The following is a 26999-nucleotide window of genomic DNA, read 5'->3' on the forward strand; positions in this document are numbered from 1 at the left end:
TCCACGTTTCCCCACTACACTTGCTGTGTCGCGGTTGGCTTTTGTCGCCAACGCTTATTGGGCGGCCCGCATGCAAACAGCACAACGGATCATCAATCATTATCGCCGTAATCGTTTCATTGTTTGCACGATTTGTGCACTGGTCACGCTCATTCTTACGCTGAGCATCCGATTTATTTCGGAGCGGAACTTAAATCACCATCGCACGGTTGCATTCGCGAATCATGCCGTTGATGCGCTGGATAATGTGCTGCATCCTCTCCTGGTCGGACGAAACATACTGCTACCCTTACTTGAGCTTCCGTGCGCGACCGCGCATTTGCCGTTGCGTAAGCAAGCCGCCCGCCTGCAAACCATTCGTTCTATCGGGCTGGTAAAAGAGGGAATTCTCTACTGCTCAAGCATTTTTGGCGCCCGTAATACTCCCATACGCCAGCTTCAGCCCGATCTTCCCGCAGCTGGCGATCTGCTGCTACTTTCCACGGACCAATCGTTACTCAAGGGAAGCCCGATCCTCATTCAGTGGTATCCCGCCTCTGCCGATGGCCAGGATGGCGTGATGGAAATTGTGAATATTGACTTGCTGGCGACTATGCTACTTGAGCCGCAGCAGCCGCAAATTACCAGCGCCAGCCTGACGGTCGGCAAACGGCACCTGTTATATGGTCGGGGCGTGGTCGATACTCTTCCAGAATTAAAAAAAGATGAAGAGCGTTACCAGCTTTCATCGCGGCATTTCCCTTTTACTATCAGCGTCAGCGGGCCGTCGGCAGGCGTACTGGCGTTCAAACATCTCCCGACACAGTTACCGCTGGCCGTATTGCTTAGCCTGTTGATCGGTTATATCGCCTGGCTGGCGACGGCCAGCAGAATGAGCTTTTCCTGGGAGATTAATCTGGCCCTTGCCGAACGGGAGTTTGAGCTATTTTGTCAGCCGTTGCTTAATGCCCGCACGCAGCAGTGTACCGGCGTTGAGATCCTGTTACGCTGGAACAACCCGCGCCAGGGCTGGATCTCACCGGATGTTTTTATTCCTATCGCCGAGGAGCATAACCTGATAGCGCCGCTGACCCGCTATGTGATTGCGGAAACCATTCGGCAGCGGCACTACTTCCCCATCAACCATCAGTTTCATATCGGCATCAATGTGGCGGCAAGCCATTTCCGACACGGCGTGCTTCTCAAGGATCTTAATCAGTACTGGTTTAGTGCGGAACCTGTTCAGCAACTGGTGCTGGAGCTCACGGAACGCGACGCGTTGCTTGACGTTGATTACCGCCTGATGCGCGAGTTGCATCGTAAAGGCGTGAAGTTAGCCATCGATGATTTTGGCACAGGAAACAGCTCGCTCTCCTGGTTGGAAAAACTGCGGCCGGATATTTTGAAAATCGATAAATCCTTCACCGCGGCCATCGGTACCGATGCGGTCAATTCAACGGTGACCGATATTATTATCGCGCTGGGGCAGAGACTGAATATTGAACTGGTGGCGGAAGGGGTCGAAAACCAGACGCAAGCACAGCATTTGCGCCAGCATGGCGTGCAAATGTTACAGGGCTATCTCTATGCGAAGCCGATGCCCATTAGCGAATTTCCACAGTGGCTGGCGGGCAGCGCGCCGCCGCCCACCCGGCATAACGGACAGATTATGTCCGCGATGCCGCATCTATAGACTTGATTCCTGCGTGTGACGTTATTCCTCTTCGTCGTGGGCAGGCTGTTCTTTAACAATCCGAACCAGATCGACACGATAGTCGTTGGCCTCGACAATGGTGATCCGCAGGGGCGGAACATCAATGACATCGCCTACACGAGGAATATGGCCATTAGCGGCGATCACTAACCCCGCGACCGTCGCAATATCGCCCTCTTCGTTCACCAGATGGTCAACTTCCAGCGCCTGCTGTAGCGCATGGAGATCGGTGCCGCCCTTCACTATCCAGCCCTCGGCATCGGCAACGATTTCCGGCGTTTCATCGGCATCCGGGAACTCACCGGCAATCGCTTCCAGCACATCCAGCGGCGTAACCAGCCCCTGCACCACGCCGAACTCGTTAGTGACGATAACGAAACTGCCGCGCGCGCGACGCAAAACGCCTAACAGATTGATAGGATCAAGCGTTTCCGGCACCACTATCGCCGGGGAAGACGCGGCGATAGCCGCAACGTCCGCGCCCTCTTCCAGCCCCACCAGCAACTCTTTCGCGCGAACGATACCGATAATTTCATCCAGCTCGCCCCGACATACCGGGAACAGGCTATGCGGAGAAGAGAGTAACTGCTGACGGATTTCAGCTACGCTGAGATTCGCATCCACCCAACTAATTTCACCTCGCGGCGTCATAATGCCGCGCAGGGAGCGCGACGCCAGAGTCAGTACGCCGTTAATCATGTAGCGTTCTTCTTCGGCGAAGGCGCCTTCCGACACAGATATCGCGGCCGGGCTATCCGTCTCATGTTGCGTACTCGCCTGGCGTTTACCGCCCATCAGACGCAGGATAGCGTCCGCAGTACGCGCGCGCAGCGGCAACGTGGACTGATGACGAATAAAGTTGCGGCGCGCAATCTGGTTAAATACCTCGATAACGATCGAGAAACCAATTGCCGCGTACAGGTAGCCTTTCGGAATATGGAAACCGAACCCTTCCGCCACCAGGCTCAAGCCGATCATCAGCAGGAAACTCAGACAGAGCACCACCACCGTCGGATGCTGGTTGACAAAACGGGTCAGCGGTTTTGACGCCAGTAGCATCACCGCCATCGCAATCACCACCGCCGCCATCATAACCGGCAGATGGTTTACCATACCTACCGCCGTAATCACGGCGTCCAGCGAGAAGACCGCATCCAGGATGACAATCTGCGTGACTACCACCCAGAAGCTCGCATAGCCTTTACCGTGTCCGGTGTCATGCTCGCGGTTTTCCAGACGTTCATGCAGCTCGGTGGTCGCTTTAAACAGCAGGAATATACCGCCCAGCAGCATAATTAAATCGCGGCCGGAGAAGGTAAAATCCCAGACGGTAAAGAGCGGCTTTGTTAAGGTCACCAGCCACGAAATAATGGACAGCAGCGCCAGACGCATAATCAGCGCCAGCGAGAGCCCGATAAGACGCGCTTTGTCACGCTGCTTTGGCGGCAATTTATCGGCGAGGATCGCGATAAAGACCAGGTTATCGATACCCAGGACAATTTCCAGGACGACGAGCGTGAGTAAACCCACCCAAATTGAGGGATCCATTAATAATTCCATGACAAGCTCCTGCTTAAGGAATGACTAAACGGCGCCCACAACATCTCAAAGGATGCAGGCGGTAACGCAATAAACAAAGTAAGGCTATGGCAAGATATGCCAGATTGACAGGCGCAAAACGGCCAAAGAGTGAAATGACGTCGGTGACGATCCATACAACGGGCTGCTGCCCTATACCCCATTCTAATTAAACGGAAGCTAAACATAACAGAGACAACTGGTTTTTGGCAAAGATTTACCTTCCTTTGCAAAGAGATGTAACCGGGATATTTTACACTTCGAAATTTCTCATTATCGAAAACAAAATTACGGATCTCCATCACACAAAATATTTTTTTCGATATCTAAAATAATTCACGAAAATCATGCGTTTTTCGTTGTAACCCTCATCTGAATCGATTCGCTTGCGGACGGCGATTCAAAAAATACATCTGTCAAGTTGATGTGTTGACAATAATAAAGGAGGTAGCAAGTGACCATTGCTATTGTTATAGGCACACATGGTTGGGCTGCAGAGCAGTTACTTAAAACAGCCGAAATGCTGTTAGGCGAGCAGGAAAACGTCGGCTGGATCGATTTCGTTCCAGGCGAAAATGCCGAAACGCTGATCGAAAAGTACAACGCTCAGTTGGCTAAACTCGATACCAGTAAAGGCGTGCTATTTCTCGTTGATACATGGGGAGGCAGTCCGTTTAATGCTGCCAGCCGCATTGTCGTCGATAAAGAGCGCTATGAAGTTATTGCCGGCGTCAACATCCCGATGCTGGTCGAAACGTTTATGGCTCGTGACGACGATCCGAGCTTTGACGAGCTGGTCGCACTGGCGGTAGAAACCGGTCGTGAAGGCGTAAAAGCGCTGAAAGCGAAACCGGTAGAAAAAGCCGCGCCAGCGCCAGTCGCCGCCGCGCCAAAAGCGGCCGCACCGGCAAAACCGATGGGCCCGAATGATTATATGGTTATCGGGCTTGCCCGTATTGATGACCGCCTCATTCACGGTCAGGTCGCTACCCGCTGGACCAAAGAGACCAATGTCAGCCGTATTATTGTTGTGAGCGATGAAGTGGCGGCTGATACCGTACGTAAAACGCTGCTGACGCAAGTTGCGCCGCCGGGCGTTACGGCGCATGTGGTTGACGTCGCGAAGATGATTCGCGTCTACAATAACCCGAAATACGCCGGCGAACGCGTGATGCTTCTGTTTACCAATCCTACCGACGTCGAGCGCATCGTTGAGGGCGGCGTGAAAGTCACCTCCGTGAACATTGGCGGTATGGCCTATCGTCAAGGTAAAACGCAGGTGAACAACGCCGTTTCCGTCGATGAAAAGGATATCGAAGCCTTTAAAAAGCTCAACGAGCGCGGCATCGAACTTGAGGTGCGTAAAGTTTCCACCGATCCGAAACTGAAAATGATGGATTTAATTGCCAAAGTGGCGAAATAACCGCCGGCATTTAATTAGCTTTCACACTTAAGATAGCAATAGGAGAAGTACAATGGAGATTACCACTCTTCAGATTGTGCTGGTGTTCATCGTCGCATGTATCGCGGGTATGGAGTCGGTACTTGATGAATTTCAGTTCCACCGTCCGCTGATCGCCTGTACCTTAATCGGCGCCGTTCTGGGGGACATGAAAACCGGTATTATCATCGGCGGTACTCTGGAAATGATCGCTCTGGGCTGGATGAACATCGGTGCTGCCGTTGCGCCTGATGCCGCACTGGCGTCCATCATCTCTACCGTTCTGGTCATCGCCGGGCATCAAAGCATTGGCGCCGGTATCGCGCTGGCGATTCCGCTGGCGGCGGCAGGCCAGGTACTGACCATTATCGTTCGTACCATCACCGTGGCATTCCAGCACGCGGCGGACAAGGCGGCTGAAAACGGCAACCTGACGGCGCTCTCCTGGCTGCACGTTTCTTCTCTGTTCCTGCAGGCAATGCGTATCGCTATCCCGGCGGTTATCGTTGCCATCTCCGTAGGCACCAGCGAAGTACAGGGAATGCTGAATGCGATTCCTGAAGTCGTCACAGGCGGTCTGAACATCGCCGGCGGCATGATCGTCGTGGTTGGTTATGCGATGGTTATCAACATGATGCGCGCAGGCTACCTGATGCCGTTCTTCTACCTCGGTTTCGTCACCGCGGCTTTCACAAACTTCAACCTGGTCGCACTGGGTGTCATCGGCGCAGTGATGGCTATTCTTTACATCCAGCTGAGCCCGAAATACAACCGTGTAGCGGGCGCGCCTGCAGCGGCTGCTGGCAATAACGATCTCGACAACGAACTGGACTAACAGGTGAGCGAAATGGTTGATATGACTAAAACTACCACCGAGAAAAAACTCACTCCGAGCGATATTCGCGGCGTATTTCTTCGTTCTAACCTGTTCCAGGGGTCATGGAACTTCGAACGTATGCAAGCGCTGGGCTTCTGCTTCTCTATGGTGCCGGCGATTCGTCGCCTGTATCCGGAGAATAATGACGCGCGTAAACAGGCGATTAAGCGTCACCTGGAGTTCTTTAACACCCACCCTTACGTTGCGGCGCCGGTACTGGGCGTGACCCTGGCAATGGAAGAAAAGCGTGCGAACGGCGCAGAGATTGACGATGGTGCTATCAACGGTATCAAAGTCGGTCTGATGGGACCGCTGGCAGGCGTCGGCGACCCTATCTTCTGGGGTACCGTCCGTCCGGTATTCGCGGCGCTGGGCGCAGGTATTGCAATGAGCGGCAGCCTGCTTGGTCCGCTGCTGTTTTTCATCCTGTTTAACCTGGTGCGTCTGGCGACCCGTTATTATGGCGTGGCTTATGGCTACCGCAAAGGCGTCGATATCGTTAAAGATATGGGCGGCGGCTTCCTGCAAAAACTGACTGAGGGGGCGTCAATCCTCGGCCTGTTTGTCATGGGGGCATTGGTTAACAAGTGGACGCATGTGAATATCCCGCTGGTGGTCTCCACCATCACCGGTCAGGATGGTCAGACACGCGTTACCACCGTGCAAACCATTCTCGACCAGCTGATGCCGGGTCTGGTTCCGCTACTGTTGACCTTTGCCTGTATGTGGCTGCTGCGTAAGAAAGTTAACCCACTATGGATTATCGTGGGCTTCTTCGTCATCGGTATCGCCGGCTACTCCGTAGGACTGCTGGGTCAGTAAGGCTGTTGTACACTACCGGGGCCAAACGGCCCCGTTTTTTTATTTCTCTGGAGGATAAATGACTATCACGGACCTGGTGCTGATTCTCTTTATTGCCGCATTATTGGCTTACGCTCTCTACGATCAGTTCATCATGCCCCGTCGCAATGGCCCCACTCTGCTTTCTATAGCCCTGCTCCGCCGTGGTCGCGTAGACAGCGTTATCTTCGTTGGGCTGGTCGCCATCCTTATTTATAACAACGTAACCAGCCACGGAGCGCAGATGACCACATGGTTATTAAGTGCGCTGGCGTTAATGGGGTTTTATATATTCTGGATCCGCACGCCACGGATCATCTTTAAACAACGTGGCTTTTTCTTCGCCAATGTCTGGATAGAATATAACCGTATTAAAGAGATGAATTTATCGGAAGACGGCGTACTGGTGATGCAATTAGAACAACGACGCTTGCTTATCCGTGTACGCAATATCGACGATCTGGAAAAAATATATAAACTTCTTATTGAAAATCAATAATCTAAGATATAGCCTCAACTATGTTTTTCGAATTTTATTTCGAATCATAATATAGCTAAGGCTATATTTTCTATTGACCAATTGTTATTTAATTTAACGTTTTATTGATGAATAAATCTAAATGAAAATCGTTTTCAATTAGAAGGCAAATAATATTTTATCGCTGTTGTTTTATATTCTAAAAATATGTTAATGTTGCGCCGTCAATTGGGGAGTAGCCGATTTCCAGACTCCGGAAATGTACGCGTCAACATACTCGTTGCAAAACGTGGCGCGTACGGACCAGCCGCCGCTGGTCAGGCGAGACCATAGGCGCATCAACTGCTGTGTATTTCGTCACAGAATGGCGACATGCATGTTTGCTGGGGGCAGTGATGTGTTTAATGGATACCCCGGTCAGGACGCTGTCATGCACTTTACTGCTACTGTTCTTCTCGCTTTCGGCATGTCGATGGATGCTTTCGCGGCATCAATTGGCAAAGGCGCCACCCTACATAAACCCAAATTCTCAGAAGCGTTGCGTACCGGCCTTATCTTTGGCGCGGTTGAAACGCTGACCCCGTTAATCGGCTGGGGGCTGGGGATATTGGCGAGTAAATTCGTTCTGGAATGGAACCACTGGATAGCCTTTGTTCTGCTGATCTTTCTGGGCGGACGCATGATCATCGAAGGTATCCGCGGCGGTAGTGATGAAGATGAAACACCGTTACGTCGCCACAGCTTTTGGCTATTAGTCACGACGGCTATCGCGACCAGCCTTGATGCGATGGCGGTTGGCGTCGGTCTGGCGTTTTTGCAGGTAAACATCATCGCTACCGCATTAGCTATCGGTTGCGCCACGCTTATCATGTCCACCCTCGGAATGATGATCGGTCGCTTTATCGGCCCAATGCTGGGTAAGCGTGCTGAAATTCTCGGCGGGGTCGTACTGATAGGAATTGGCGTCCAGATCCTCTGGACGCATTTTCACGGTTAACGGTTACGCTGCCAGAGATGAAGGTTGAAATCCGTCTGGCAGCTAAGTCCGGCGCTGGCGGCCAGTTGTTCCCACACGTCTGGCCTGGCGCGCCAGGCAAATGGCGTCATTTGCAACAGTGCTACAGCCGCTTCGGCGGTGAGCTGCATGTGATAAGCAAGGCGGGTACTCTGCAGCAATGTGAATCCGTCGAGCTGCTCGGTATACGGCGCATGTAAACGCACCTCATCATAAATGAGCCCTTTTAGTTCCATCAGATGATGCGGCCCCGGCGTGGCGGTAACGACCCAACCACCAGGTTTCACCACGCGCGCCAATTCCTGCGCCTTACACGGGGCGTAGATTCTGATCACCGCATCCATTGACGCATCGGCAAAGGGCAGTCGATGGCTTGACGCCACACAAAACTTCACCTGCGAATAGCGTTTCGCCGCCGCTTTGATCGCCGTTTTAGCAACGTCCAGTCCAAACGTGGTAACTCCCGGCAACGCCTCGGCAAAAGCATGAGTGTAATACCCCTCGCCACAGCCAATATCCAGAATCGCCGTGGCCGACTGATCCAGCCGCTCGCGCAACAGGTTAATCACGGCATCGCGCAGCGGCTGATAATGGCCCGCATCAAGAAACGCTCTCCTCGCCTGCATCATTTCGGCGCTGTCGCCCGGATCGCGCGAACGTTTATGCTGTACCGGCAGCAGATTGATGTAGCCCTCTTTCGCCACATCAAACTGATGGCGCTGTGGACATATAACGCTGTTATTAATCTGCGTAAGCGGCTGATGGCAAAGCGGACAGGTAAACGACATGACAACTCCGGACTGGGGCGCTAAAGGGCGCAAGTGTAACGCGAATTGCGCCCCGGGAAAATCCTTTACGAGCCCGGAACCGCAACGTGGCTGCCATGCATCACCAGAAGGTGATCTGAATCGGCTGGCATACCGTCTGGCTCAACATTTTCCAGCCGCAGCACATCGCCCATGATCTGGCTGAATACGGGCGCAGATACCGCGCCGCCATAATAAGCCCCATTTTGCGGATTATTAATCACCACCACCAGCGCAAATCTGGGATTACTTGCCGGCGCGACGCCTGCGGTATATGCCACATACTTATCGACGTATTTACCATCATCGCCAATTTTTTTCGCCGTCCCGGTTTTGACCGCAATACGGTAGTCTCTTACTGCGGCTTTTGTTCCGCCGCCGCCAGGCAACGCGACGCTCTCCATCATATGTTCCACCTCGTGCACCAGTTCTTCCGGCATTACTCGCGTGCCGATCACGGGCGGATCAACTTTGGTGATCGATAACGGACGGTAGATACCAAAGCTGCCAATCGTGGCATAAACATGCGCCAGTTGCAGCGGCGTCACCATTAATCCATAGCCAAAAGCGAAGGTAGCGCGATCTAAATCACTCCAGTAACGGCGTTTCGGTAATAACCCGCTGCTCTCTCCGGTGAGACCCAGTCCGGTAGGCACGCCGAAACCAAAGCTTTTATAAGTATCCATTAATTTCTGCACTGGCATCGCCAGAGAAAGGTGAGAAACGCCGGTATCGCTGGATTTTTGCAAAATGCCGGTTAATGTCAGTTCCGGATAGTAACCGACGTCGCGGATACGGTGTCCATCGAGAGTAAAAGGATGGGTATCGATAACGCTGTCCGGCTGCACGATGCCCTGCTGTAACGCAGTCATAATGACCAATGGCTTCACAGTAGAACCGGGTTCGAAAGTATCGCTAATCGCGCGGTTACGAAAATCGTCCAACTGCGCGCCTTCACGGTTGTTCGGGTTGAAATCCGGATAGCTCGCCATCGAGAGAATTTCACCCGTTGGGATGTTAATCAATACGGCAGCGCCGGATTCCGCTTTGTTCCAGATGACGGCGTTATCCAGCGCATCTTCGGTAACCGTTTGCAGACGTTCATCAATGCTAAGCTGAAGTTCATGAGCAGGAACCGGATTCACTTCCGTAATGTTCTCAATAACGTGACCAAATTTATCTTTACGCACCAGTCGGGAGCCCGGTTTTCCCGTCAGTTGCGCGTTAAAGCTCTTTTCAATACCTTCTATTCCCTGCCCGTCGATATTGGTAAAGCCGATCAAATTGGCCGCTACGTGTCCGGCAGGGTAAAAACGGCGCGACTCTTCCCGCAGGTTAATACCCGGTAGATTCAGTTTATCTATCCATTCGGCTTGCTGGGGTGAAACCTGGCGCGCAAGGTAGATAAAACGGCCTGCCGGGTTACTGTTTACCCGTTCCGCAAGCGTACTGAGCGACAGATGTAAGGCGCTGGCCAGCGCCTGCCAGCGCTCATTGTAGCCAACGCCGCCTTTGCTTATGATAGTCTTCGGATCGGCCCAGACAGCATTAACCGGAACACTCACCGCTAAGGGCCGCCCTTCTCTGTCGGTGATCATGCCGCGTGGAGAGGCCGTGGTCACTTCACGAAGCGAGCGCATATCTTCTTGTTTCACCAGTTTCGACGGCGTAACAATTTGCAACCATGCCACCCGCCCTAACAACAATGCCATACTGAGCAGAATGGCAGTGCAAAGTAGTGCAAAACGTATGGGCGTAAAATTACGGGTACCGCCGTCGCTTTTCTTTTTCACCTGATCTCCAGCCGAATCATTTTTCAGGTGATTGATTTAACGGGAAACGGCCGGAAAAACCAGAAAAAACAATGCTAATAACATCGCGCCTTTGCAACAAATCGCTAACGAGAGCGCATCCAGACACATTTTGAAGGATATTGAATTAAAAAGCCCCGCTTTTAGCGAGGCTTTATATCTGAGGCTGACGCGACAAACGCATCAAATCAGTGGTGTCGATCAGATAGCTGTTACGTTAACAGCAGCCGGACCTTTCTGGCCGTCCTGAATTTCGAACTCAACGTTCTGGCCTTCAGCCAGAGTTTTGAAACCATTGCCCTGGATAGCGGAGAAGTGTACGAACACATCTTTGCTGCCGTCAGCCGGAGTAATGAAGCCAAAACCTTTGGATTCGTTGAACCACTTAACTTGACCTTTAATCTTTGCCATTTGCAAAATTCCTTAGAGTGTTTTCTTTGCCCGTAGGCATAACATAGATAAAACTGAGACATTACTGCTTGAGGCACTAATATAAGGTTCGGCAGAGAAGCGGTATTCAACGTCAACGTGTTTACTCAGGACTTCTTTACTGAAAATGCCACACATAAACAGAACTGTACCTCGTTTAACCCAAAGCCTGTTATCACATACAACGTTAATTATGGCAAGCCATTTTTAAACGTGTCTCGATCCGTCGCACAAATTACGAGAACCTTCACAAATTGACAGCACGTTTATGCAACAAAATTGCGAAAGATATATCCTCACGCGCTGACGGACTCCTGACAACGCCACTGCTGAAAAGCCATTTTTCTACCATAGCTCAATAACTTCGCTTCTTCCAGTGCATCAAATCACATTTAAAAGCTGTATTTTTCATATCACTTTTTATGCTGAGTTATGCATAAATTGTCACAATGATAAAAAACACCTTTTAATCAAAATAATAGAAAAGAAAAGCGATTTTCGACACCGCTTTTTGTGATGTTCTGCGTCTTTACAGAATGCCTTAAAATAATGAACAAACAATGACAATCCATAAAGAGAGAGAAACGTTTCGCTTTTAATAGAGAATGAGCGGTATCACAAAAATGCCATATGTCCATTTGTTATACATATAAAACTATGTTGCATATAAAGCCATATATTATGTAAGGTGTTGATGCTGTAGTATCAGTTGCAAACGGCAACGCGGAGAGATCCGACGGGGAAATGGGGCGTATGGCACTGGCGCCATTTGCGCCCCGGTAAGCATTATCGTTCTGCAACCAGACGAATGATGTCCTCATCCTCTTTTGGTTCGCTTGCCGCTGTTGCGGGTTCCGCTTCTTTTTCTGGTTCGTTTGCTTCGCAAAGGCGACGTAACAACGCGTTTTGCCGCTTCTGTTGATCTAATAACGCTTCGAGCAGTTCTATCTGCTCGTTGGCACGGGAACTTGCCCGGTTGACAAAGAACCAGAGCGCCAGCCCCACCACCAGAACCACCATTGATACTATTAAAGATGCAAGAGAAAACGCACCAGAGTTTAAAACGTCGTTCATTTCACCACCTCAATGTAGAGACGTCATTCTACCACTGCTACACGGGAAGGAAATCTCTGGTGTAAAACGTTTACCAGGGAATAAATTTATTGATGGCGCAAATACCGCTGAAAAATTGTACATCCTGATCGCACATGATATTAAACACCTGCGCCCACAGCAACAGGCATACTACCACCACGATGCCGAGAACGACCCATCGAAATTTTTTCACTCCACTCTCCGATCTTACATCTTATGTCGCTAAATTATCATGCGTTACTTAAACCAGGAGTAACTGTAGCGGCATTATATGTTTTTAGGAATGATTCACTTGTTTCAATCAATGTACACGCTACTCTTATTCTAACTAAAAAAGAAAAGAGGTAGTAATGCGTTTGATCATTCGCGCAATTGTATTGTTTGCCCTGGTGTGGATAGGCCTGCTGATGAGCGGCTATGGCGTCCTGGTGGGAAGTAAAGTGAACGCTGCGGGGCTGGGTTTACAGTGCCATTACCTGACCGCACGCGGCACCAGCACGGCGCAATATCTCCATACCAACAGCGGCATTATTGGCTTTTCCGACTGTCCCATTTTCAGAAAAATCGCCACCGTGGTGGATAATGGCTAAGCGGCAATAAATAATTTCACAGTGAAACTATCGCCAATAATTCCCCTATATTGGCTGTTGTTCATAAGTACTGTTAAATAATATTTTAATAACCGTTAAATAAGCCGACAGATATTATCTACTTTTACGATTTCATCCCACCCGATGTTATAAAAAAAGCAGCTACATTTTTCGTAGCTGCTTTTTTTTAACGTCATGCTAATAACGTTGCTTAGAAGGGATAATCGTTGTAACCCATTTGTTCAGAAATTTTACGCGCGGCGGCGTGTAACATAGCCACATATTCCTGTAGGCGTTCTTCTGAAAAACGCAGCGTCGGGAACGAAATGCTTAACCCTGCGATGACTACGCCAAAACGGTCAAATACCGGTACGCCGATACAACGTAACCCTTCTTCCTGTTCTTCGTTATCTTCACCGTAGCCTTGCGCACGCACTTCATCCAACAGCGGCAGCAACGCTTCAGTGCTGGTAATCGTGCGTCCCGTGCTTTGCTTATACTCTACGCCGTCGAGAATCTGCTTAACCTCATCACGGTCGCGCCAGGCCAGAAGCACTTTACCGATGGCCGTACTGTACAGCGGATTACGACGCCCAATACGTGAGTACATCCGCAGATTGTACATAGAGTCAATTTTATGGATATAGACAATGCTGTCTTCATCCAGCGCGCCAAGATGGATAGTTTCTTTTGTCAGACGAGACAGTTCGCGCATCTGAATGTCCGCACTGCGGATGAGATCAACATTTTGCAACGCTCGCGCGCCCAGCTCAAACAGCTTTAGCGTCAGAGAGTATTTTTCAGACTCCCCTTCCTGAGCCACGTAGCCCAGCGTTTTCATGGTTTGCAAAAAGCGATAAACGGTGCTTTTCGACATCATGACGCGCTGCGATAGCTCGGTAATCCCTATTTCACGCTCTTCACCCAGCGCCTGCAGAATGCCGAAAACTTTCAGCACAGAAGATACAGAATCAGGCTGCTTATCCAGATCTGCGTTTGCCATTTATCACCTCATTACGAGCGTTTTATAAAATTCAGAACGAGTTTTTATTATAATTTCACGCCAGGTCGCCCGCAATCCATCTTTGCTTACTTCGTTACAAATCTGCGACATAACAACTCAGTATTAATGCTAACATTATTATTCAGCTCATAATTCCCCTTATTACAAAATACTTATGGAAAAAACACGGGCCGATGGCCTGCCCCTCCCGCAGAGATACGGCGCTATCCTGACGATTATTATCGGTATTTCGATGGCGGTTCTGGATGGCGCAATCGCTAATGTCGCGCTGCCAACCATTGCGACTGATTTACATGCCTCCCCTGCCAGCTCTATCTGGATTGTCAATGCGTACCAAATCGCCATTGTCGTCTCACTACTTTCCCTGTCTTTTTTAGGCGACATGTTTGGTTATCACCGGATCTACAAATGTGGTTTAGTGGTATTTCTGCTTTCATCATTGTTTTGCGCGCTTTCAGACTCGCTGCAGATGCTGACGCTGGCGCGCATCGCGCAGGGATTTGGCGGCGCGGCGCTAATGAGCGTAAACACGGCGCTGATTCGTCTTATCTACCCCCAGCGTCATCTGGGACGAGGCATGGGAATTAACTCTTTTATCGTCGCAGTCTCTTCCGCCGCGGGTCCGACGATCGCCGCAGCGATTTTGTCCATCTCATCATGGAAATGGCTGTTTCTGATTAATGTCCCGTTAGGTATCATCGCGTTAATTCTGGCCATACGCTTTTTACCAGCAAACATCGCCCATGACACTAAGCCGCGCTTTGACTTACCGAGCGCGGTAATGAATGCGCTCACATTTGGCCTGCTGATTACCGCATTGAGCGGCTTTGCCCAGGGACAGTCGCTAACGTTAATTGGCGCAGAGCTGCTCGTTCTGGTCGTGGTCGGTTTTTTCTTCGTGCGCCGCCAGCTTTCTTTGCCCGTCCCTTTGTTACCCATCGACTTGTTACGCATTCCGCTTTTTTCACTCTCGATCGGCACGTCAATTTGCTCGTTCTGCGCGCAAATGTTAGCCATGGTCTCGCTACCTTTTTATCTGCAAACCGTGCTGGGCCGTAGCGAAGTAGAAACCGGCCTGTTATTGACGCCCTGGCCGCTGGCAACGATGGTAATGGCGCCGCTGGCGGGATACCTGATAGAACGTCTTCATGCCGGTTTGCTGGGGGCGCTGGGAATGGTGATAATGGCAGCCGGGTTGTTTGCGCTGGTCATGTTGCCAGCCTCCCCCTCCGATCTGAATATTATCTGGCCGATGATCCTTTGTGGCGCAGGGTTTGGCCTGTTCCAGTCGCCGAATAATCACACCATTATCACTTCCGCGCCGCGTGAGCGCAGCGGTGGCGCCAGCGGGATGCTGGGCACGGCGCGACTGTTAGGCCAAAGTACTGGCGCCGCGCTGGTAGCGCTGATGTTGAACCAGTTTGGCGATAGCGGTACGCATCTTTCTCTGCTCGCAGCGGCGATCCTGGCGACTCTCGCGGCGGTAGTGAGCGGTTTACGTATTACGCAACCACGCGTTCAGGCGTAAAAAAAGCGCGTCATTCGACGCGCTTTTCATACTTGCCAGTGGGCTTATTATTTCAGGTACTCACCGCTACGCAGCGCTTCAATGCGTTTATCCAGCGGTGGGTGCGTCATAAACAGCTCGCTTAACGATTTCGATTTACCGTTAATACAAAACGCCATCATGCTGGTCGCTTCTTGCGGCTCGTAGCTGGTTTTCAGGCGCTGCAACGCGGCAATCATTTTTTCACGGCCAACCAGCTTCGCCGATCCCGCATCGGCATGAAACTCACGGTAACGGGAGAACCACATGGTGATGATGCTCGCCAGAATACCGAAGACCAGTTCCAGCACTGTCGCAACGGCGAAATAGATTAGCGGATTACCGTTACTTCCTTCGCCTTCATCACGGTTGCCGCCCAGAAAACCAGCGGCAATTTGCGCGATAATGCGCGAAATAAAGATAACGAAGGTGTTAACCACCCCCTGAATCAACGTCATCGTCACCATATCGCCATTGGCAATATGGCTGATTTCATGCGCAATGACGGCTTCCGCCTCGTCAGGGCTCATGTTTTGCAACAAACCGGTGCTCACAGCGACCAATGAGGCGTCACGACGTGCGCCCGTCGCAAACGCGTTAATGTCCGGCGCATGGTAGATAGCAACCTGCGGCATGGCGATACCGGCCTGGCGCGCTTGCGTTGCTACGGTGTTCATCAACCAGCGTTCTCTTTCATTGCGAGGCTGTTCAATAACTTCCCCACCTACGGATTTTAACGCCATCCATTTGGACATCAGCAATGAAATAAAAGAACCGCCAAAACCAAACAGCAGCGCCATGATCAGCAAGCCTTGCACGCTGCTCGACTGTATCCCTGTCAGGCTCAGAACCAGCCCGAAAACGACCATCACGGCCAGGTTCGTCAGCAGGAAGAGCGCGATTCGCATCATAATTTTCTTTTAACCTCAATTTAACAAAGCGCACTATGCGATTACCCACATCGTATGGGTCTTATGGCTATTTTCAAGCATCACCAGGCGGTAAGTCACGAGAAAAACACAACTTTACATTTTGTAGCATTATCCTGACGACTTCTGCGCTTGTTAAAAAAAACAGGCACAATTTTTTGTGCCTGTTTAGCGTTACTTATTGGCTGCCGCCTGCTCCGCTGGTTTTTCTTTTTCAAGATGCGCCAGGTCCAGAGCAATCTTCACCGTTTCATCAAGGTACGGGTCCGGCTCTTGGTAATCCTTTGGCAGATCGTCCAGTTTCTTCAGCAACGGTTTACCCTCACGTTTAAACCGATCGTTAATACGCGCCAGACGCAGAGCGTCTTCTTCATTGTTCTCTTTCTCACGCTGCGCATAATTCAGAGAGACGATGTTGCGCTTATCCTTCATGGCATTGAAACGTGCAATATCCTTCATGATGTACTGAAACTCAGGATCTTTGGCGATACGCGCGTTGTGTTCTTTCAATAATTCCGGGCCAAACGGGGCCAAATCGTCCGATTTCACGTATTTCGCCGCATCAATGCTATCCCACGGCAAGGCGTTATCTTCAAATTTTTCTCCGGTTTCCGTCTCTTCATTGCCAGTCGGCATGATGATATCCGGCGTGACCCCTTTACGCTGCGTACTACCGCCGTTGACACGGTAAAACTTCTGAATGGTGTACTGCACCGAACCCAGCGCAGGCCATTCCGGGCGAAGCATCTGATCGTAAATTCGGTTTAGCGAACGATATTGCTGTACCGTACCTTTACCGAAGGTCGGCTCACCGACAATCAGCGCGCGCCCATAATCCTGCATCGCGGCAGCGAAGATTTCCGATGCCGAGGCACTGAAACGATCGACCAGCACCACCAGTGGGCCTTTGTAGTAGACCACGCCGTCGGTGTCGCTATCCTCACGCACTTTGCCGTTATTGTCGCGCACCTGAACTATCGGACCAGAAGGGATAAACAGACCGGAAAGCGAAACGGCTTCCGTCAGCGCCCCACCGCCGTTTGAACGCAGATCGATAACGATGCTATTAACGTTCTGTTTTTCCAGCTTCTGAAGCTGAACTTTGACATCATCGGTCAAGCCAACATAGAAGCCTGGAATATCCAGTACGCCAACTTTTTCCTTGCCGACGGTTTTCACCGACATTTTAACCGCGCGATCTTCAAGACGAATTCGTTCACGCGTCAGCGTGATAATACGCGTTTTCGTCCCTTTGCCAGCCGGCAGTATTTCCAGTCGAACCTTGCTGCCTTTCGGCCCTTTGATCAGCGCCACCACATCGTCAAGACGCCAGCCAATGACGTCGACCATCGGTTTTCCGGCCTGCCCTACGCCGACGATACGATCGCCGACGCTAATCGACTTGCTTTTCGCTGCCGGGCCGCCGGCAACCAATGAGTTAATGACAGTATAATCGTCATCCATTTGCAGCACCGCGCCGATACCTTCCAGAGACAGGCTCATTTCGGTATTAAACTGCTCGGTATTGCGGGGAGAAAGATAATTCGTATGCGGGTCGATTTCACGCGCAAAAGCGGTCATCGCCAGCGAGAACACATCTTCACTGTTGGTCTGCGCCAGGCGACGAATAGCGAATTTGTAGCGACGCGTCAGCGTTTCGCGAATTTCTTTGTCGCTCTTGCCGGTGAGTTTCAGACTGAGCTCATCGAATTTCACTTTACCATCCCACAGCGCATTTAGCTCAGCCTCATCTTTCGGCCAGGGCGCTTTACTGCGGTCCAGGTTAAACGTATCGTTTCCGGTGAAATCCATTGGCCGTTCCAGCACTTTTAGCGCGTACTGGTAACGTTCAAACCGGCGCTTTTGCGCCAGGTTATAAAGATCGTAAAAAACATCCAGCTTACCCGTGCGCAGCTCATCGCCCAACACGGTTTTCTTTTTCGCAAACTGCTCGACATCGCTCGCCAACAAAACGTTGTGGCTATAGTCGAGAAGATTCAGATAGCGATCAAAAATCTTTGCCGAAAATGCCTCATCCAGATCGAACTGGCGATAGTGGGAGCGGGTAAAACGCGACGTTACGCGCTCGCTCACCGTCGCATGTTGCGTCTCTTCCTTTAGTACGGGAATTTGATCGGCACGCGTAATATCTTCCACGGCGAAGGACTGGCCTGCTAATGCAAGCAGGCCAGCTAACGCGGTAAGCCTAAAAAAAGTGTTCATGCCAGGCCTGGCCTCCGTTTCAGAACACCAGGTGTTCTGCGCGTACAATCAAAGACATACCCGAATTCAGCTGTACACGGACACCATCTTTGGTGATTTCTAATACGGTGGCATCCATCGCATTATTACCCGCTTTCACCTTGAGGGACTGCCCTACGGTCAATACTGAAATATCAGAAACCGGCGTGTGCTTCTCTTCGCGAGGCGCACGCGGCGCTTTCGTCGTCGGTTTATCAGCGCGAGGTTTACGTTCAGCGCCTTCTTTACGACGCGCTACCGGGCGAGGTTTACGCTCGCGTCGCGGCGCGTCTTCTTTTTCGCCAGCCGCCGCGGCAGCTTCGCGTTTTTTCGCTTGCTGCTCTGCGCGCTGCGCCTGAACACGGGCTTTGGCTTCTTCAAGCTGCTTACGCGCATGTTCGACATGCTGTTCTTCCAGCTCGCCGCACGGATTGCCATCAAGGTCGACGCGCGTTGCGCCCGGCTTAACGCCGTACAGGTAACGCCAGCTTGAAGTATAAAGACGTAAAGCGGAACGAAGTTGCGTTTTGCTGAGGTTCATTTCGCCCCCAACTCGCTCTACCAGATCCTGAAAAATACCAATTTTCAGCGGGCGAGCTTCGCCTTCCGCACTAAAACAGTGAGGAAAACGCTCGGCCAGAAACGCGATAACTTCTTTACTGCTATTCAACTTAGGTTGATTTTCCATGAAATTTCCTGATTACAACGGACGTAGCCAACAAGCAGCAGGCATGAACAGGCGTCATTATAATGACGCCATCAGTAATTGCTACGTTATCCGTTGATTATCCTGCGACGCTCGCAAAGAATTTTTTGTAATCCGTCGTTGCAAGCACGGTTTCAAGCTGTGCGACCAGCGTACGCAGGCCGTGTTCATCTTCTTCGGTAAAACGGCCAAACGCCGTGCTATCTATATCCAGCACGCCGATAATCCGTTCGCCAACCGTGACAGGCAGCACAATTTCGGCGTTGCTGGCGGCATCACAGGCAATATGGCCGTCAAACGCATGAACATCATCAATACGTTGAACCTTATTCTGCGCTACCGCTGCGCCGCACACGCCGCGACCAACCGGAATCCGCACACAGGCGATTCGCCCCTGAAACGGCCCCAACACCAGCGTATCGCCTTCGAGGAGATAAAACCCTGCCCAGTTCACCTCGGTAAGACGTTCGAACAGTAGCGCGCTGGTATTCGCCAGCGTGGCCAGAAAGCTGGTTTCACCTGCCATTAACGACTGAAAATCGCGGTTTAACGCCGCGTATAGTTCTGTTTTGCTCATTATATAATCACTTCGTGGTCTTACTCCTAAACACAGGCTATTAAAATAAGCATTAAATGCGTTCTTGCTCAAGATTATTCCTGTCATGAGTTAAGATTACATTATTCTAACACTTTGATTCACGATACATGGATCTGAACACCTCACACGTCACGCCAACAAAAAAGCTAACGATCAGGTCAATTAGCGAAGCGCTGCCGCGCAGCCACTACCAGCGCTGCCCTGAATGCGACATGCTGTTCAGCTTGCCGGAGATGAGCGCTCATCAAAGCGCTTATTGTCCTCGTTGCCAGGCCAAAATTCGCGATGGGCGCGACTGGTCGCTGACGCGGCTGACCGCGATGGCAGTAACCATGCTGCTATTGATGCCGTTTGCCTGGAGCGAACCGCTACTCCATATCTACCTGTTGGGCGTACGCATTGATGCCAATGTGATGCACGGCATCTGGCAAATGACGCAGCAGGGCGATCCGTTAACCGCCGCAATGGTACTCTTTTGCGTGGTGGGCGCGCCGCTTATTCTGGTTTTTTCAATTGCTTATCTGTGGTTTGGCAGCCTTCTCGGCATGAATCTGCGTCCAGTCCTGCTGATGCTGGAAAAACTGAAAGAGTGGGTGATGCTGGACATCTATCTGGTTGGTATTGGCGTTGCCTCTATCAAAGTGCAGGACTATGCCTTTCTGCAGCCGGGCATCGGGCTTTTAGCGTTCGTTTCGTTGGTGGTTCTTAGCATTCTGACTATGATTCATCTGAATGTGGAGCAACTATGGGAACGATTTTATCCGCAGCGCCCTGCTCAACGTGCGGACGAAAGATTGCGCGTCTGTCTTGGCTGCCACTTTAGCGGCTATCCGGATGCGAAAGGACGCTGCCCGCGTTGTCATATTCCGCTACGGTTACGCAGAAAACAGAGCATACAGAAGTGTTGGGCGGCCTTGCTGGCGTCTATTGTCTTTTTGCTGCCGGCAAACCTGCTGCCTATCTCGGTAATCTACATTAATGGCGGGCGTCAGGAAGATACTATCCTGTCGGGCATTATGTCGCTTGCCAGCAGCAATATCGCCGTCGCCGCCGTCGTTTTTATCGCCAGTATTTTGGTGCCGTTTACCAAAGTCATCGTGATGTTTACGCTACTGTTGAGTATCCATTTTAAATGCGAACAGGGACTGCGGACGCGAATTCTGTTGCTGCGTCTGGTGACATGGATAGGCCGCTGGTCGATGCTGGATCTTTTCGTTATCTCGTTAACCATGTCTCTGATTAATCGCGATCAGATTCTGGCTTTTACTATGGGACCGGCTGCGTTTTATTTCGGCGCAGCGGTAATTTTGACTATTCTTGCAGTGGAATGGCTGGATAGCCGCTTACTTTGGGATGCACATGAGTCAGGAAACGCCCGCTTCGAAGACTGAAGCGCAAATTAAAACCAAACGCCGTATTTCACCTTTCTGGCTGCTACCGCTTATCGCGCTAATGATCGCAGGGTGGCTAGTATGGGATAGCTACCAGGATCGCGGCAATAGCGTGACTATCGATTTTATGTCGGCGGATGGTATCGTACCAGGCCGGACTCCCGTTCGTTATCAGGGAGTAGAAGTCGGCACCGTGGAAGATGTCAGCCTGAGCAAAGATCTGCGCAAAATTGAAGTTCGCGTCAGTATCAAATCAGATATGGAAGATGCGTTGCGCGAAGAGACGCAATTCTGGCTGGTGACGCCCAAAGCCTCGCTGGCGGGCGTTTCCGGCCTGGATGCGTTGGTCGGCGGGAATTACATCGGTATGATGCCAGGTAAAGGCAAGCCCAGGGATCATTTCGTCGCCCTGGATACACAGCCTAAATACCGGCTTAGCAACGGCGATCTGATGATTCATCTCAATGCGCCGGATCTCGGTTCGCTTAATAGCGGTTCACTGGTCTATTTCCGTAAAATCCCTGTCGGACGGGTGTATGACTATTCGATTAACCCTAACAAACAGGGCGTGACGATTGACGTTCTGATTGAGCGACGGTTTACCGATCTGGTGAAAAAAGGCAGCCGTTTCTGGAATGTCTCCGGCATTGACGCCGATCTAAGCCTGAGCGGCGCGAAGGTGAAACTGGAGAGCCTCGCGGCCCTGGTCAATGGCGCGATTGCGTTTGATTCGCCGGACAATTCCAAACCCGCCGCCCAGGATGACACGTTCGGCTTATATAAAGATTTAGCCCACAGCCAACGAGGGGTAATCGTTAAACTTGAGCTGCCCAGCGGAGACGGTCTGAAGGCGGAATCTACGCCGCTCATGTACCAGGGACTGGAGGTGGGTGAGCTTTCTAAACTGACGCTCAACCCTGGCGGTAAAGTCACCGGAGAGATGACCGTCGATCCCAGCGTTGTTCCGCTGATGCGGGAAAATACGCGCATTGAGTTACGCAATCCCAAACTGTCGCTGAGCGACGCGAATATCAGTTCGTTGTTAACCGGAAAAACCTTCGAACTGGTGCCGGGCGACGGCGAACCGCGCAGTGAATTTGTGGTGGTGCCGGGTGAAAAAGCCCTGCTGCATGAGGCGAATGCCTTAACCCTGACGCTGACGGCCCCGGAAAGTTACGGCATCGAACCGGGCCAGCCGTTAATTTTACATGGTGTAAAAATTGGCCAGGTCATTGAGCGCAACTTATCCAGTAAAGGCGTGTCATTCACCGTCGCGATTGAACCGCAGCACCGGGATTTGGTACAGGGCGACAGTAAATTCGTGGTTAACAGCCGGGTGGATGTCAAAGTCGGCCTTGACGGCGTAGAGTTCCTCGGCGCCAGCGCCAGCGAGTGGATTGACGGCGGAATTCGTATTTTACCCGGTACGAGCGGGAAGATGAAATCCACCTACCCGCTCTATGCTAACCTGGAAAAAGCGCTGGAAAATAGCCTCAGTGACTTACCGACTACCACCTTAACGCTGACGGCCGAAACGTTGCCGGATGTCCAGGCAGGTTCCGTCGTGCTGTATCGAAAATTTGAAGTAGGCGAAGTCATCACCGTTCGCCCACGCGCCAATACCTTTGACATCGACCTGCATATTAAGCCGGAGTATCGCCACCTGTTAACCAGCAATAGCGTGTTCTGGGCGGAAGGCGGCGCGAAGGTGCAACTTAACGGCAGCGGCCTAACGGTACAGGCCTCGCCACTCTCCCGCGCGCTGAAAGGGGCCATTAGTTTTGATAACCTGAGCGGCGCCAGCGCCAGCCGGCGCAAAGGCGATAAACGCATTCTTTATGCTTCAGAAACTTCCGCCCGCGCGGTAGGCGGACAAATTACGCTACACGCGTTCGACGCCGGAAAATTAGCGGAAGGGATGCCAATTCGTTACCTCGGTATTGATATCGGCCAGATCCAGACGCTGGAATTGATCACCGCACGTAATGAAGTGCAGGCAAAAGCCGTACTTTATCCGGAGTACGTACAGACATTTGCCCGCGCCGGGACACGTTTTTCCGTTATTACGCCACAAATTTCCGCGGCGGGCGTCGAGCATCTGGATACGATTCTCCAGCCCTATATTAACGTTGAGCCAGGACGCGGCGCGGCGCGGCGCGACTTTGAACTGCAGGAAGCCACGATTACCGACTCACGCTATCTGGATGGGTTAAGCATCGTCGTGGAGGCGCCAGAAGCTGGCTCGCTTAATATTGGCACCCCCGTCCTGTTCCGCGGTATCGAAGTGGGAACGGTCACCGGAATGTCCCTGGGGTCGCTCTCCGATCGCGTGATGATCACCTTGCGTATCAGTAAGCGTTACCAATATCTGGTGCGTAATAACTCCGTATTCTGGCTTGCCTCCGGCTATAGTCTCGACTTTGGTCTGACAGGCGGCGTGGTGAAAACGGGGACATTCAATCAGTTCATCCGTGGCGGTATCGCCTTCGCTACTCCACCTGGTACGCCGCTGGCGCCAAAAGCGCAAGCCGGTAAGCATTTCCTGTTACAAGAGAGCGAACCGAAAGAGTGGCGTGAATGGGGCACCGCTCTGCCACGTTAAACACCCGGCTCCGGCGTACTCGCGCCGGAGCGTTTTATGCTACACTGCGCGCCTGTTTTTTTGCCGGCGATACACCTGTGGCTCAACACGCTGTCTATTTTCCTGACGCTTTTCTGACGCAAATGCGTGAAGCAATGCCTTCCACGCTCTCTTTTGATGAATTTATTTCGGCCTGCCAACGCCCGTTGCGCCGTAGTATACGCATCAATACGCTTAAAATCTCCGTGGCTGATTTCCTTGCCCTAATCGCGCCCTACGGCTGGTCGCTCACGCCAATTCCGTGGTGTCATGAAGGATTCTGGATCGAGCGCGATGATGAAGAGGCATTGCCGCTTGGCAGTACCGCTGAGCATTTAAGCGGCCTGTTTTACATTCAGGAGGCCAGTTCGATGCTGCCGGTCGCGGCCCTGTTCGCCGATGATAATCATCCGCAGCGGGTCATGGATATGGCAGCGGCGCCTGGCTCCAAAACCACGCAGATCGCTGCCCGCATGGGGAACCGCGGCGCCATTCTGGCCAACGAATTTTCGGCCAGCCGCGTCAAAGTTCTGCACGCTAATATCAGCCGATGTGGAATCGCCAATACCGCACTGACGCATTTCGATGGCCGCGTATTTGGCGCTGCGTTACCGGAGATGTTTGACGCTATCCTGCTGGATGCGCCCTGCTCTGGCGAAGGCGTAGTACGTAAAGATCCTGATGCGCTAAAAAACTGGTCGCCAGAAAGCAATCTGGATATCGCGGCGACACAGCGGGAACTGCTCGACAGCGCTTTTCATGCTTTGCGACCCGGCGGCACGCTGGTCTACTCCACCTGCACGTTAAATCGCCAGGAAAACGAAGAGGTCTGCCTCTGGCTAAAAGAGACCTACGCCGACGCCGTTGAATTTTTGCCGCTGGATGATCTGTTTCCTGACGCTGACCGCGCCCTCACCCCGGAAGGCTTCCTGCACGTCTTCCCACAAATTTACGACTGCGAAGGATTCTTCGTCGCACGTCTGCGTAAAATATCATCCCTTCCAGCCATGCCCGCGCCGGGGTATAAAGTGGGGACGTTTCCTTTTACCCCCCTCAAAGGCCGCGAAGCATTACACGTTAGCCAGGCGGCCAACGCCGTCGGACTGCTATGGGATGAAAATCTCCATCTTTGGCAGCGTGAAAAAGAGGTCTGGCTGTTCCCGGCAGAAATTGAATCACTGATCGGAAAAGTCCGTTTTTCCCGGCTCGGCATTAAGCTGGCCGAAAGTCATAATAAAGGCTATCGCTGGCAACATGAGGCGACGATAGCCCTTGCCTGCCCGACTCATGCTCACGCGTTCGAACTTTCTGCGCAAGAGGCGGAGGAGTGGTATCGCGGTCGGGATATTTATCCGCAAACACCTCCTGCCGCTGATGATGTCCTGGTGACGTTCCAGCATCAGCCGCTTGGTCTGGCAAAACGTATCGGCTCAAGAATAAAGAACAGTTACCCGCGTGAACTGGTACGTGATGGCAAACTCTTTACTGGTAATAGTTAAAAGGCGCACAAAAAAACCGCACTTTTTGACTGGCGCTTTTGCGTACGTTGACTACGCTGAAAAATGGACGGCTAAACTGGTCGTACCACAATTAGCGTATTAACGGAGAGCACGATGATGAAAACCAGTGTGCGCATTGGCGCTTTTGAAATCGACGATGCCGAATTACATGGCGAATCGCCGGGGGAGCGAACGTTAACAATCCCCTGTAAATCCGATCCGGATTTATGTATGCAACTGGACGCCTGGGATGCCGAAACCAGCGTTCCCGCCATTCTCAACGGGGAACATTCCGTTTTGTTCCGTAATCATTACGATCCTAAATCTGATGCCTGGGTTATGCGTCTTGCCTGACTCAAAAAGAACCCGTCGCCAGGCGGGTTATTTATTCTTCCTTTTCTCATTTCCCCCCTGCGCTAACCTCTCCTACACTATCGTGTAAAGTAGTTAACATTGAGGATGTAATGTTCGCGCTGGTACTTTTTGTATGTTACCTGGATGGAGGATGCGAGGATATTGTCGTGGACATCTACGATACCGAGCAGCAATGTCTTTATTCGATGGACGATCAACGGATTCGCCATGGCGGCTGTTTTCCGGTAGAGGATTTTATCGACGGCTTCTGGCGACCTGCGCAGCAATATAGCGATTTTTAACCCTGGTCGCTGATGCCGCTATTGTATCCGCGCTAACGTCAATTGCCCGCCAAATACCGCGCCCGTATCAATATAGTGTACATTGGCAAAATCCATGCGCCGACGCAACGGCGTATGGCCAAACCAAAAATGATCGGCTCCGCTAATCCCACCGCGCTTATTTATGAGCCGTTCGCGGCTCCAGAGAACCTGATGTAAATCGACCTTTTTTTGCCATTGATAGGTTGATGCTGGATAATCTGCATGAGCGATCACATGCGTGCTATGGCGGCAACGAACTTCCAGTATCCAGGGCAGCCGCTGACAAAGAATAAAAAGCGCTTCAGCTTGCGCAGCGTGTTCAGCCGTCAGGCGGGTAAACCAGTCGCCACCATTCATCAACCACAGCGTCGACTGCAATGAGGCCCGCGCATCCAGCGCCATTTGTTCATGATTGCCGCGAACCGCCGTCATCCAGGACTCACGCAGTAAAGCCAGGCAACCCAGGCTGTCCGGGCCTCTATCAATGAGATCGCCCACAGAAACTAACAAGTCTTGTTGCGGATCAAATCGACACTCACGTAACCTTTTCATTAACATTGAAAAACAGCCGTGAATATCGCCGACCACCCAGACATGCCGCCAATTCTTTGCCTCTATTCGCTGATAAACCTCTTCAGGCCGCATCATGTTTTCCTGTCGTTCATTACCCAGGACAGATATAAAAAGATAGCGTGTGCAGATTTTCTTGCTTAGTAAACGTACACTGTTGTAAATAGCGAATTTCATCAGTAGTGAGTAAATGCTTTGTTATCATCGCACTAAAATATAACTGACTGCGCCAGGGGAGTGTTATCCCCTGGCGCAGCGAGCTACTCACTATCGCCTGTTCACCTTCAATATTCTCCCTCCTTAAAAGCATGCCAAAAACATAAACCACATATCGACACCACAGACTTCAGCACACTCTTGAGCTGAGTGAGTTGCAAGGCAAACCAGCGCCAATGCAGGTGTCGTTACCGTGGCGACCATCACCCCCACAAACAGGAGCAGCATAATTTTTTTTAAAGGCGGCATAACCTCTCCTGACAGTTAACAGACCATTAATCCTTATCGAGACATCATCCGTGCGCGGGTATCATAGACTTAACAACACG

29 protein-coding genes and 1 riboswitch are annotated in these 26999 nt (G+C 51.5%); of the genes, 13 read left to right on the forward strand and 16 right to left on the reverse strand.

The genetic code is table 11. The annotated features are described in order from the left end of the window. Nucleotides 1-70: 70 nt before the first annotated feature. On the forward strand, nt 71-1672 hold the full coding sequence (locus NA330_RS13320) for an EAL domain-containing protein (RefSeq protein WP_023206803.1): 1602 nt from the start codon (nt 71-73) through the stop codon (nt 1670-1672). A 21-nt stretch (nt 1673-1693) separates the two neighbouring features. Here NA330_RS13320 and yoaE read toward each other — a convergent pair whose 3' ends face one another. Both yoaE and NA330_RS13330 read right to left on the reverse strand, forming a co-directional pair. Beyond that, a complete protein-coding gene (yoaE, locus tag NA330_RS13325; RefSeq protein WP_052894942.1) occupies nt 1694-3253 on the reverse strand; it encodes a CNNM family cation transport protein YoaE in 1560 nt (519 codons plus the stop codon). Next, nucleotides 3241-3573, reverse strand: a complete 333-nt coding sequence (locus tag NA330_RS13330) for a protein YoaL (RefSeq protein ID WP_011233029.1) — start codon at nt 3571-3573, stop codon at nt 3241-3243. Before NA330_RS13330 ends, yoaE begins: the two co-directional genes overlap by 13 nt. A 152-nt stretch (nt 3574-3725) precedes the next feature. Between NA330_RS13330 and manX the strand changes: the two genes are divergently transcribed. From manX to mntP, 5 genes are all read left to right on the forward strand, one after another. After that, complete coding sequence (manX, locus tag NA330_RS13335) at nt 3726-4694, forward strand: PTS mannose transporter subunit IIAB (protein ID WP_000150521.1); 969 nt, start codon at nt 3726-3728, stop codon at nt 4692-4694. A gap of 52 nt (nt 4695-4746) precedes the next feature. Next, nucleotides 4747-5547 (forward strand): PTS mannose transporter subunit IIC, encoded by an 801-nt coding sequence (manY, locus tag NA330_RS13340; RefSeq protein WP_000406918.1) that lies wholly within the window; start codon nt 4747-4749, stop codon nt 5545-5547. A 12-nt stretch (nt 5548-5559) separates the two neighbouring features. After that, a complete protein-coding gene (locus tag NA330_RS13345; protein WP_001518647.1) occupies nt 5560-6411 on the forward strand; it encodes a PTS mannose transporter subunit IID in 852 nt (283 codons plus the stop codon). 58 nt (nt 6412-6469) lie between these two features. After that, nucleotides 6470-6928: a DUF986 family protein gene (locus tag NA330_RS13350; protein ID WP_000156280.1), complete on the forward strand. Its 459-nt coding sequence runs from the start codon at nt 6470-6472 to the stop codon at nt 6926-6928. A 196-nt stretch (nt 6929-7124) separates the two neighbouring features. After that, nucleotides 7125-7226, forward strand: a riboswitch (yybP-ykoY riboswitch). 111 nt (nt 7227-7337) lie between these two features. Continuing rightward, nucleotides 7338-7904 carry a manganese efflux pump MntP gene (mntP, locus tag NA330_RS13355; RefSeq protein ID WP_001518359.1) on the forward strand — a complete coding sequence of 189 codons (567 nt, stop codon included), beginning with the start codon at nt 7338-7340 and terminating at the stop codon, nt 7902-7904. Here the strand turns inward: mntP and rlmA are convergent. The 6 genes from rlmA to mgrB all read right to left on the reverse strand — a co-directional run bounded on the left by rlmA (nt 7901) and on the right by mgrB (nt 12256). Continuing rightward, complete coding sequence (gene rlmA / locus NA330_RS13360) at nt 7901-8710, reverse strand: 23S rRNA (guanine(745)-N(1))-methyltransferase (RefSeq protein ID WP_000010920.1); 810 nt, start codon at nt 8708-8710, stop codon at nt 7901-7903. The two genes, mntP and rlmA, sit on opposite strands and share 4 nt — an antisense overlap. A 65-nt stretch (nt 8711-8775) precedes the next feature. Next, nucleotides 8776-10521 (reverse strand): peptidoglycan glycosyltransferase FtsI, encoded by a 1746-nt coding sequence (gene ftsI / locus NA330_RS13365; RefSeq protein WP_023241953.1) that lies wholly within the window; start codon nt 10519-10521, stop codon nt 8776-8778. Nucleotides 10522-10740: 219 nt separating this feature from the next. Further along, a complete protein-coding gene (gene cspE / locus NA330_RS13370; protein WP_001062678.1) occupies nt 10741-10950 on the reverse strand; it encodes a transcription antiterminator/RNA stability regulator CspE in 210 nt (69 codons plus the stop codon). Nucleotides 10951-10962: 12 nt separating this feature from the next. Continuing rightward, nucleotides 10963-11106 carry a DUF2627 domain-containing protein gene (locus NA330_RS13375; RefSeq protein ID WP_001537930.1) on the reverse strand — a complete coding sequence of 48 codons (144 nt, stop codon included), beginning with the start codon at nt 11104-11106 and terminating at the stop codon, nt 10963-10965. Between the two features lie 648 nt (nt 11107-11754). After that, nucleotides 11755-12042, reverse strand: coding sequence for a YebO family protein (locus NA330_RS13380; RefSeq protein WP_001000660.1), 288 nt, complete (start codon nt 12040-12042; stop codon nt 11755-11757). Nucleotides 12043-12112: 70 nt separating this feature from the next. Next, a complete protein-coding gene (mgrB, locus tag NA330_RS13385; protein ID WP_000714547.1) occupies nt 12113-12256 on the reverse strand; it encodes a PhoP/PhoQ regulator MgrB in 144 nt (47 codons plus the stop codon). Between the two features lie 157 nt (nt 12257-12413). On the opposite strand from mgrB, the gene yobH reads away from it, so the two are divergent. Continuing rightward, nucleotides 12414-12653: an invasion protein YobH gene (yobH, locus tag NA330_RS13390; RefSeq protein ID WP_001236780.1), complete on the forward strand. Its 240-nt coding sequence runs from the start codon at nt 12414-12416 to the stop codon at nt 12651-12653. Between the two features lie 211 nt (nt 12654-12864). Here yobH and kdgR read toward each other — a convergent pair whose 3' ends face one another. Further along, entirely contained in the window at nt 12865-13656 is a 792-nt protein-coding gene (gene kdgR / locus NA330_RS13395) for a DNA-binding transcriptional regulator KdgR (protein WP_001262195.1), read from the reverse strand. A gap of 175 nt (nt 13657-13831) precedes the next feature. On the opposite strand from kdgR, the gene NA330_RS13400 reads away from it, so the two are divergent. Beyond that, entirely contained in the window at nt 13832-15205 is a 1374-nt protein-coding gene (locus tag NA330_RS13400; RefSeq protein ID WP_000416128.1) for an MFS transporter, read from the forward strand. A gap of 47 nt (nt 15206-15252) precedes the next feature. Here NA330_RS13400 and htpX read toward each other — a convergent pair whose 3' ends face one another. From htpX to NA330_RS13420, 4 genes are all read right to left on the reverse strand, one after another. After that, nucleotides 15253-16134, reverse strand: a complete 882-nt coding sequence (gene htpX / locus NA330_RS13405; RefSeq protein WP_000984498.1) for a protease HtpX — start codon at nt 16132-16134, stop codon at nt 15253-15255. 192 nt (nt 16135-16326) lie between these two features. Continuing rightward, on the reverse strand, nt 16327-18375 hold the full coding sequence (prc, locus tag NA330_RS13410; RefSeq protein ID WP_001091237.1) for a carboxy terminal-processing peptidase: 2049 nt from the start codon (nt 18373-18375) through the stop codon (nt 16327-16329). Nucleotides 18376-18394: 19 nt separating this feature from the next. Beyond that, entirely contained in the window at nt 18395-19081 is a 687-nt protein-coding gene (gene proQ, locus NA330_RS13415) for an RNA chaperone ProQ (protein WP_000431401.1), read from the reverse strand. Between the two features lie 97 nt (nt 19082-19178). Next, a complete protein-coding gene (locus NA330_RS13420; protein WP_001518229.1) occupies nt 19179-19676 on the reverse strand; it encodes a GAF domain-containing protein in 498 nt (165 codons plus the stop codon). A 128-nt stretch (nt 19677-19804) separates the two neighbouring features. On the opposite strand from NA330_RS13420, the gene yebS reads away from it, so the two are divergent. The 5 genes from yebS (at nt 19805) to NA330_RS13445 (ending at nt 25863) form a co-directional block, all read left to right on the forward strand. Next, on the forward strand, nt 19805-21088 hold the full coding sequence (gene yebS / locus NA330_RS13425; protein WP_023241952.1) for a membrane integrity lipid transport subunit YebS: 1284 nt from the start codon (nt 19805-19807) through the stop codon (nt 21086-21088). Next, nucleotides 21057-23690, forward strand: a complete 2634-nt coding sequence (locus NA330_RS13430) for a PqiB family protein (protein WP_001529852.1) — start codon at nt 21057-21059, stop codon at nt 23688-23690. The genes yebS and NA330_RS13430 overlap by 32 nt, the downstream gene beginning before the upstream one ends. A gap of 77 nt (nt 23691-23767) precedes the next feature. Further along, complete coding sequence (gene rsmF, locus NA330_RS13435; protein WP_023241951.1) at nt 23768-25207, forward strand: 16S rRNA (cytosine(1407)-C(5))-methyltransferase RsmF; 1440 nt, start codon at nt 23768-23770, stop codon at nt 25205-25207. 117 nt (nt 25208-25324) lie between these two features. After that, nucleotides 25325-25561: a YebV family protein gene (locus NA330_RS13440; protein WP_024131167.1), complete on the forward strand. Its 237-nt coding sequence runs from the start codon at nt 25325-25327 to the stop codon at nt 25559-25561. Between the two features lie 110 nt (nt 25562-25671). Next, nucleotides 25672-25863, forward strand: coding sequence for a YebW family protein (locus tag NA330_RS13445; protein WP_000457838.1), 192 nt, complete (start codon nt 25672-25674; stop codon nt 25861-25863). Between the two features lie 18 nt (nt 25864-25881). On the opposite strand, the gene pphA is transcribed toward NA330_RS13445, so the two are convergent. Genes pphA through NA330_RS13460 form a run of 3 tightly spaced genes read right to left on the reverse strand, consistent with a single transcriptional unit; the run spans nt 25882 to nt 26919 of the window. Next, complete coding sequence (gene pphA, locus NA330_RS13450; protein WP_023241950.1) at nt 25882-26532, reverse strand: protein-serine/threonine phosphatase; 651 nt, start codon at nt 26530-26532, stop codon at nt 25882-25884. A gap of 16 nt (nt 26533-26548) precedes the next feature. Then, nucleotides 26549-26764 carry a hypothetical protein gene (locus tag NA330_RS13455; protein ID WP_024149241.1) on the reverse strand — a complete coding sequence of 72 codons (216 nt, stop codon included), beginning with the start codon at nt 26762-26764 and terminating at the stop codon, nt 26549-26551. Beyond that, nucleotides 26755-26919 carry a hypothetical protein gene (locus NA330_RS13460; RefSeq protein ID WP_001134854.1) on the reverse strand — a complete coding sequence of 55 codons (165 nt, stop codon included), beginning with the start codon at nt 26917-26919 and terminating at the stop codon, nt 26755-26757. Before NA330_RS13460 ends, NA330_RS13455 begins: the two co-directional genes overlap by 10 nt. Nucleotides 26920-26999 lie beyond the last annotated feature (80 nt).

The sequence above is a fragment of the Salmonella sp. NW722 genome, from assembly GCF_051702785.1.
In the GTDB taxonomy this organism is placed as follows: Bacteria; Pseudomonadota; Gammaproteobacteria; order Enterobacterales; family Enterobacteriaceae; genus Salmonella; species Salmonella enterica.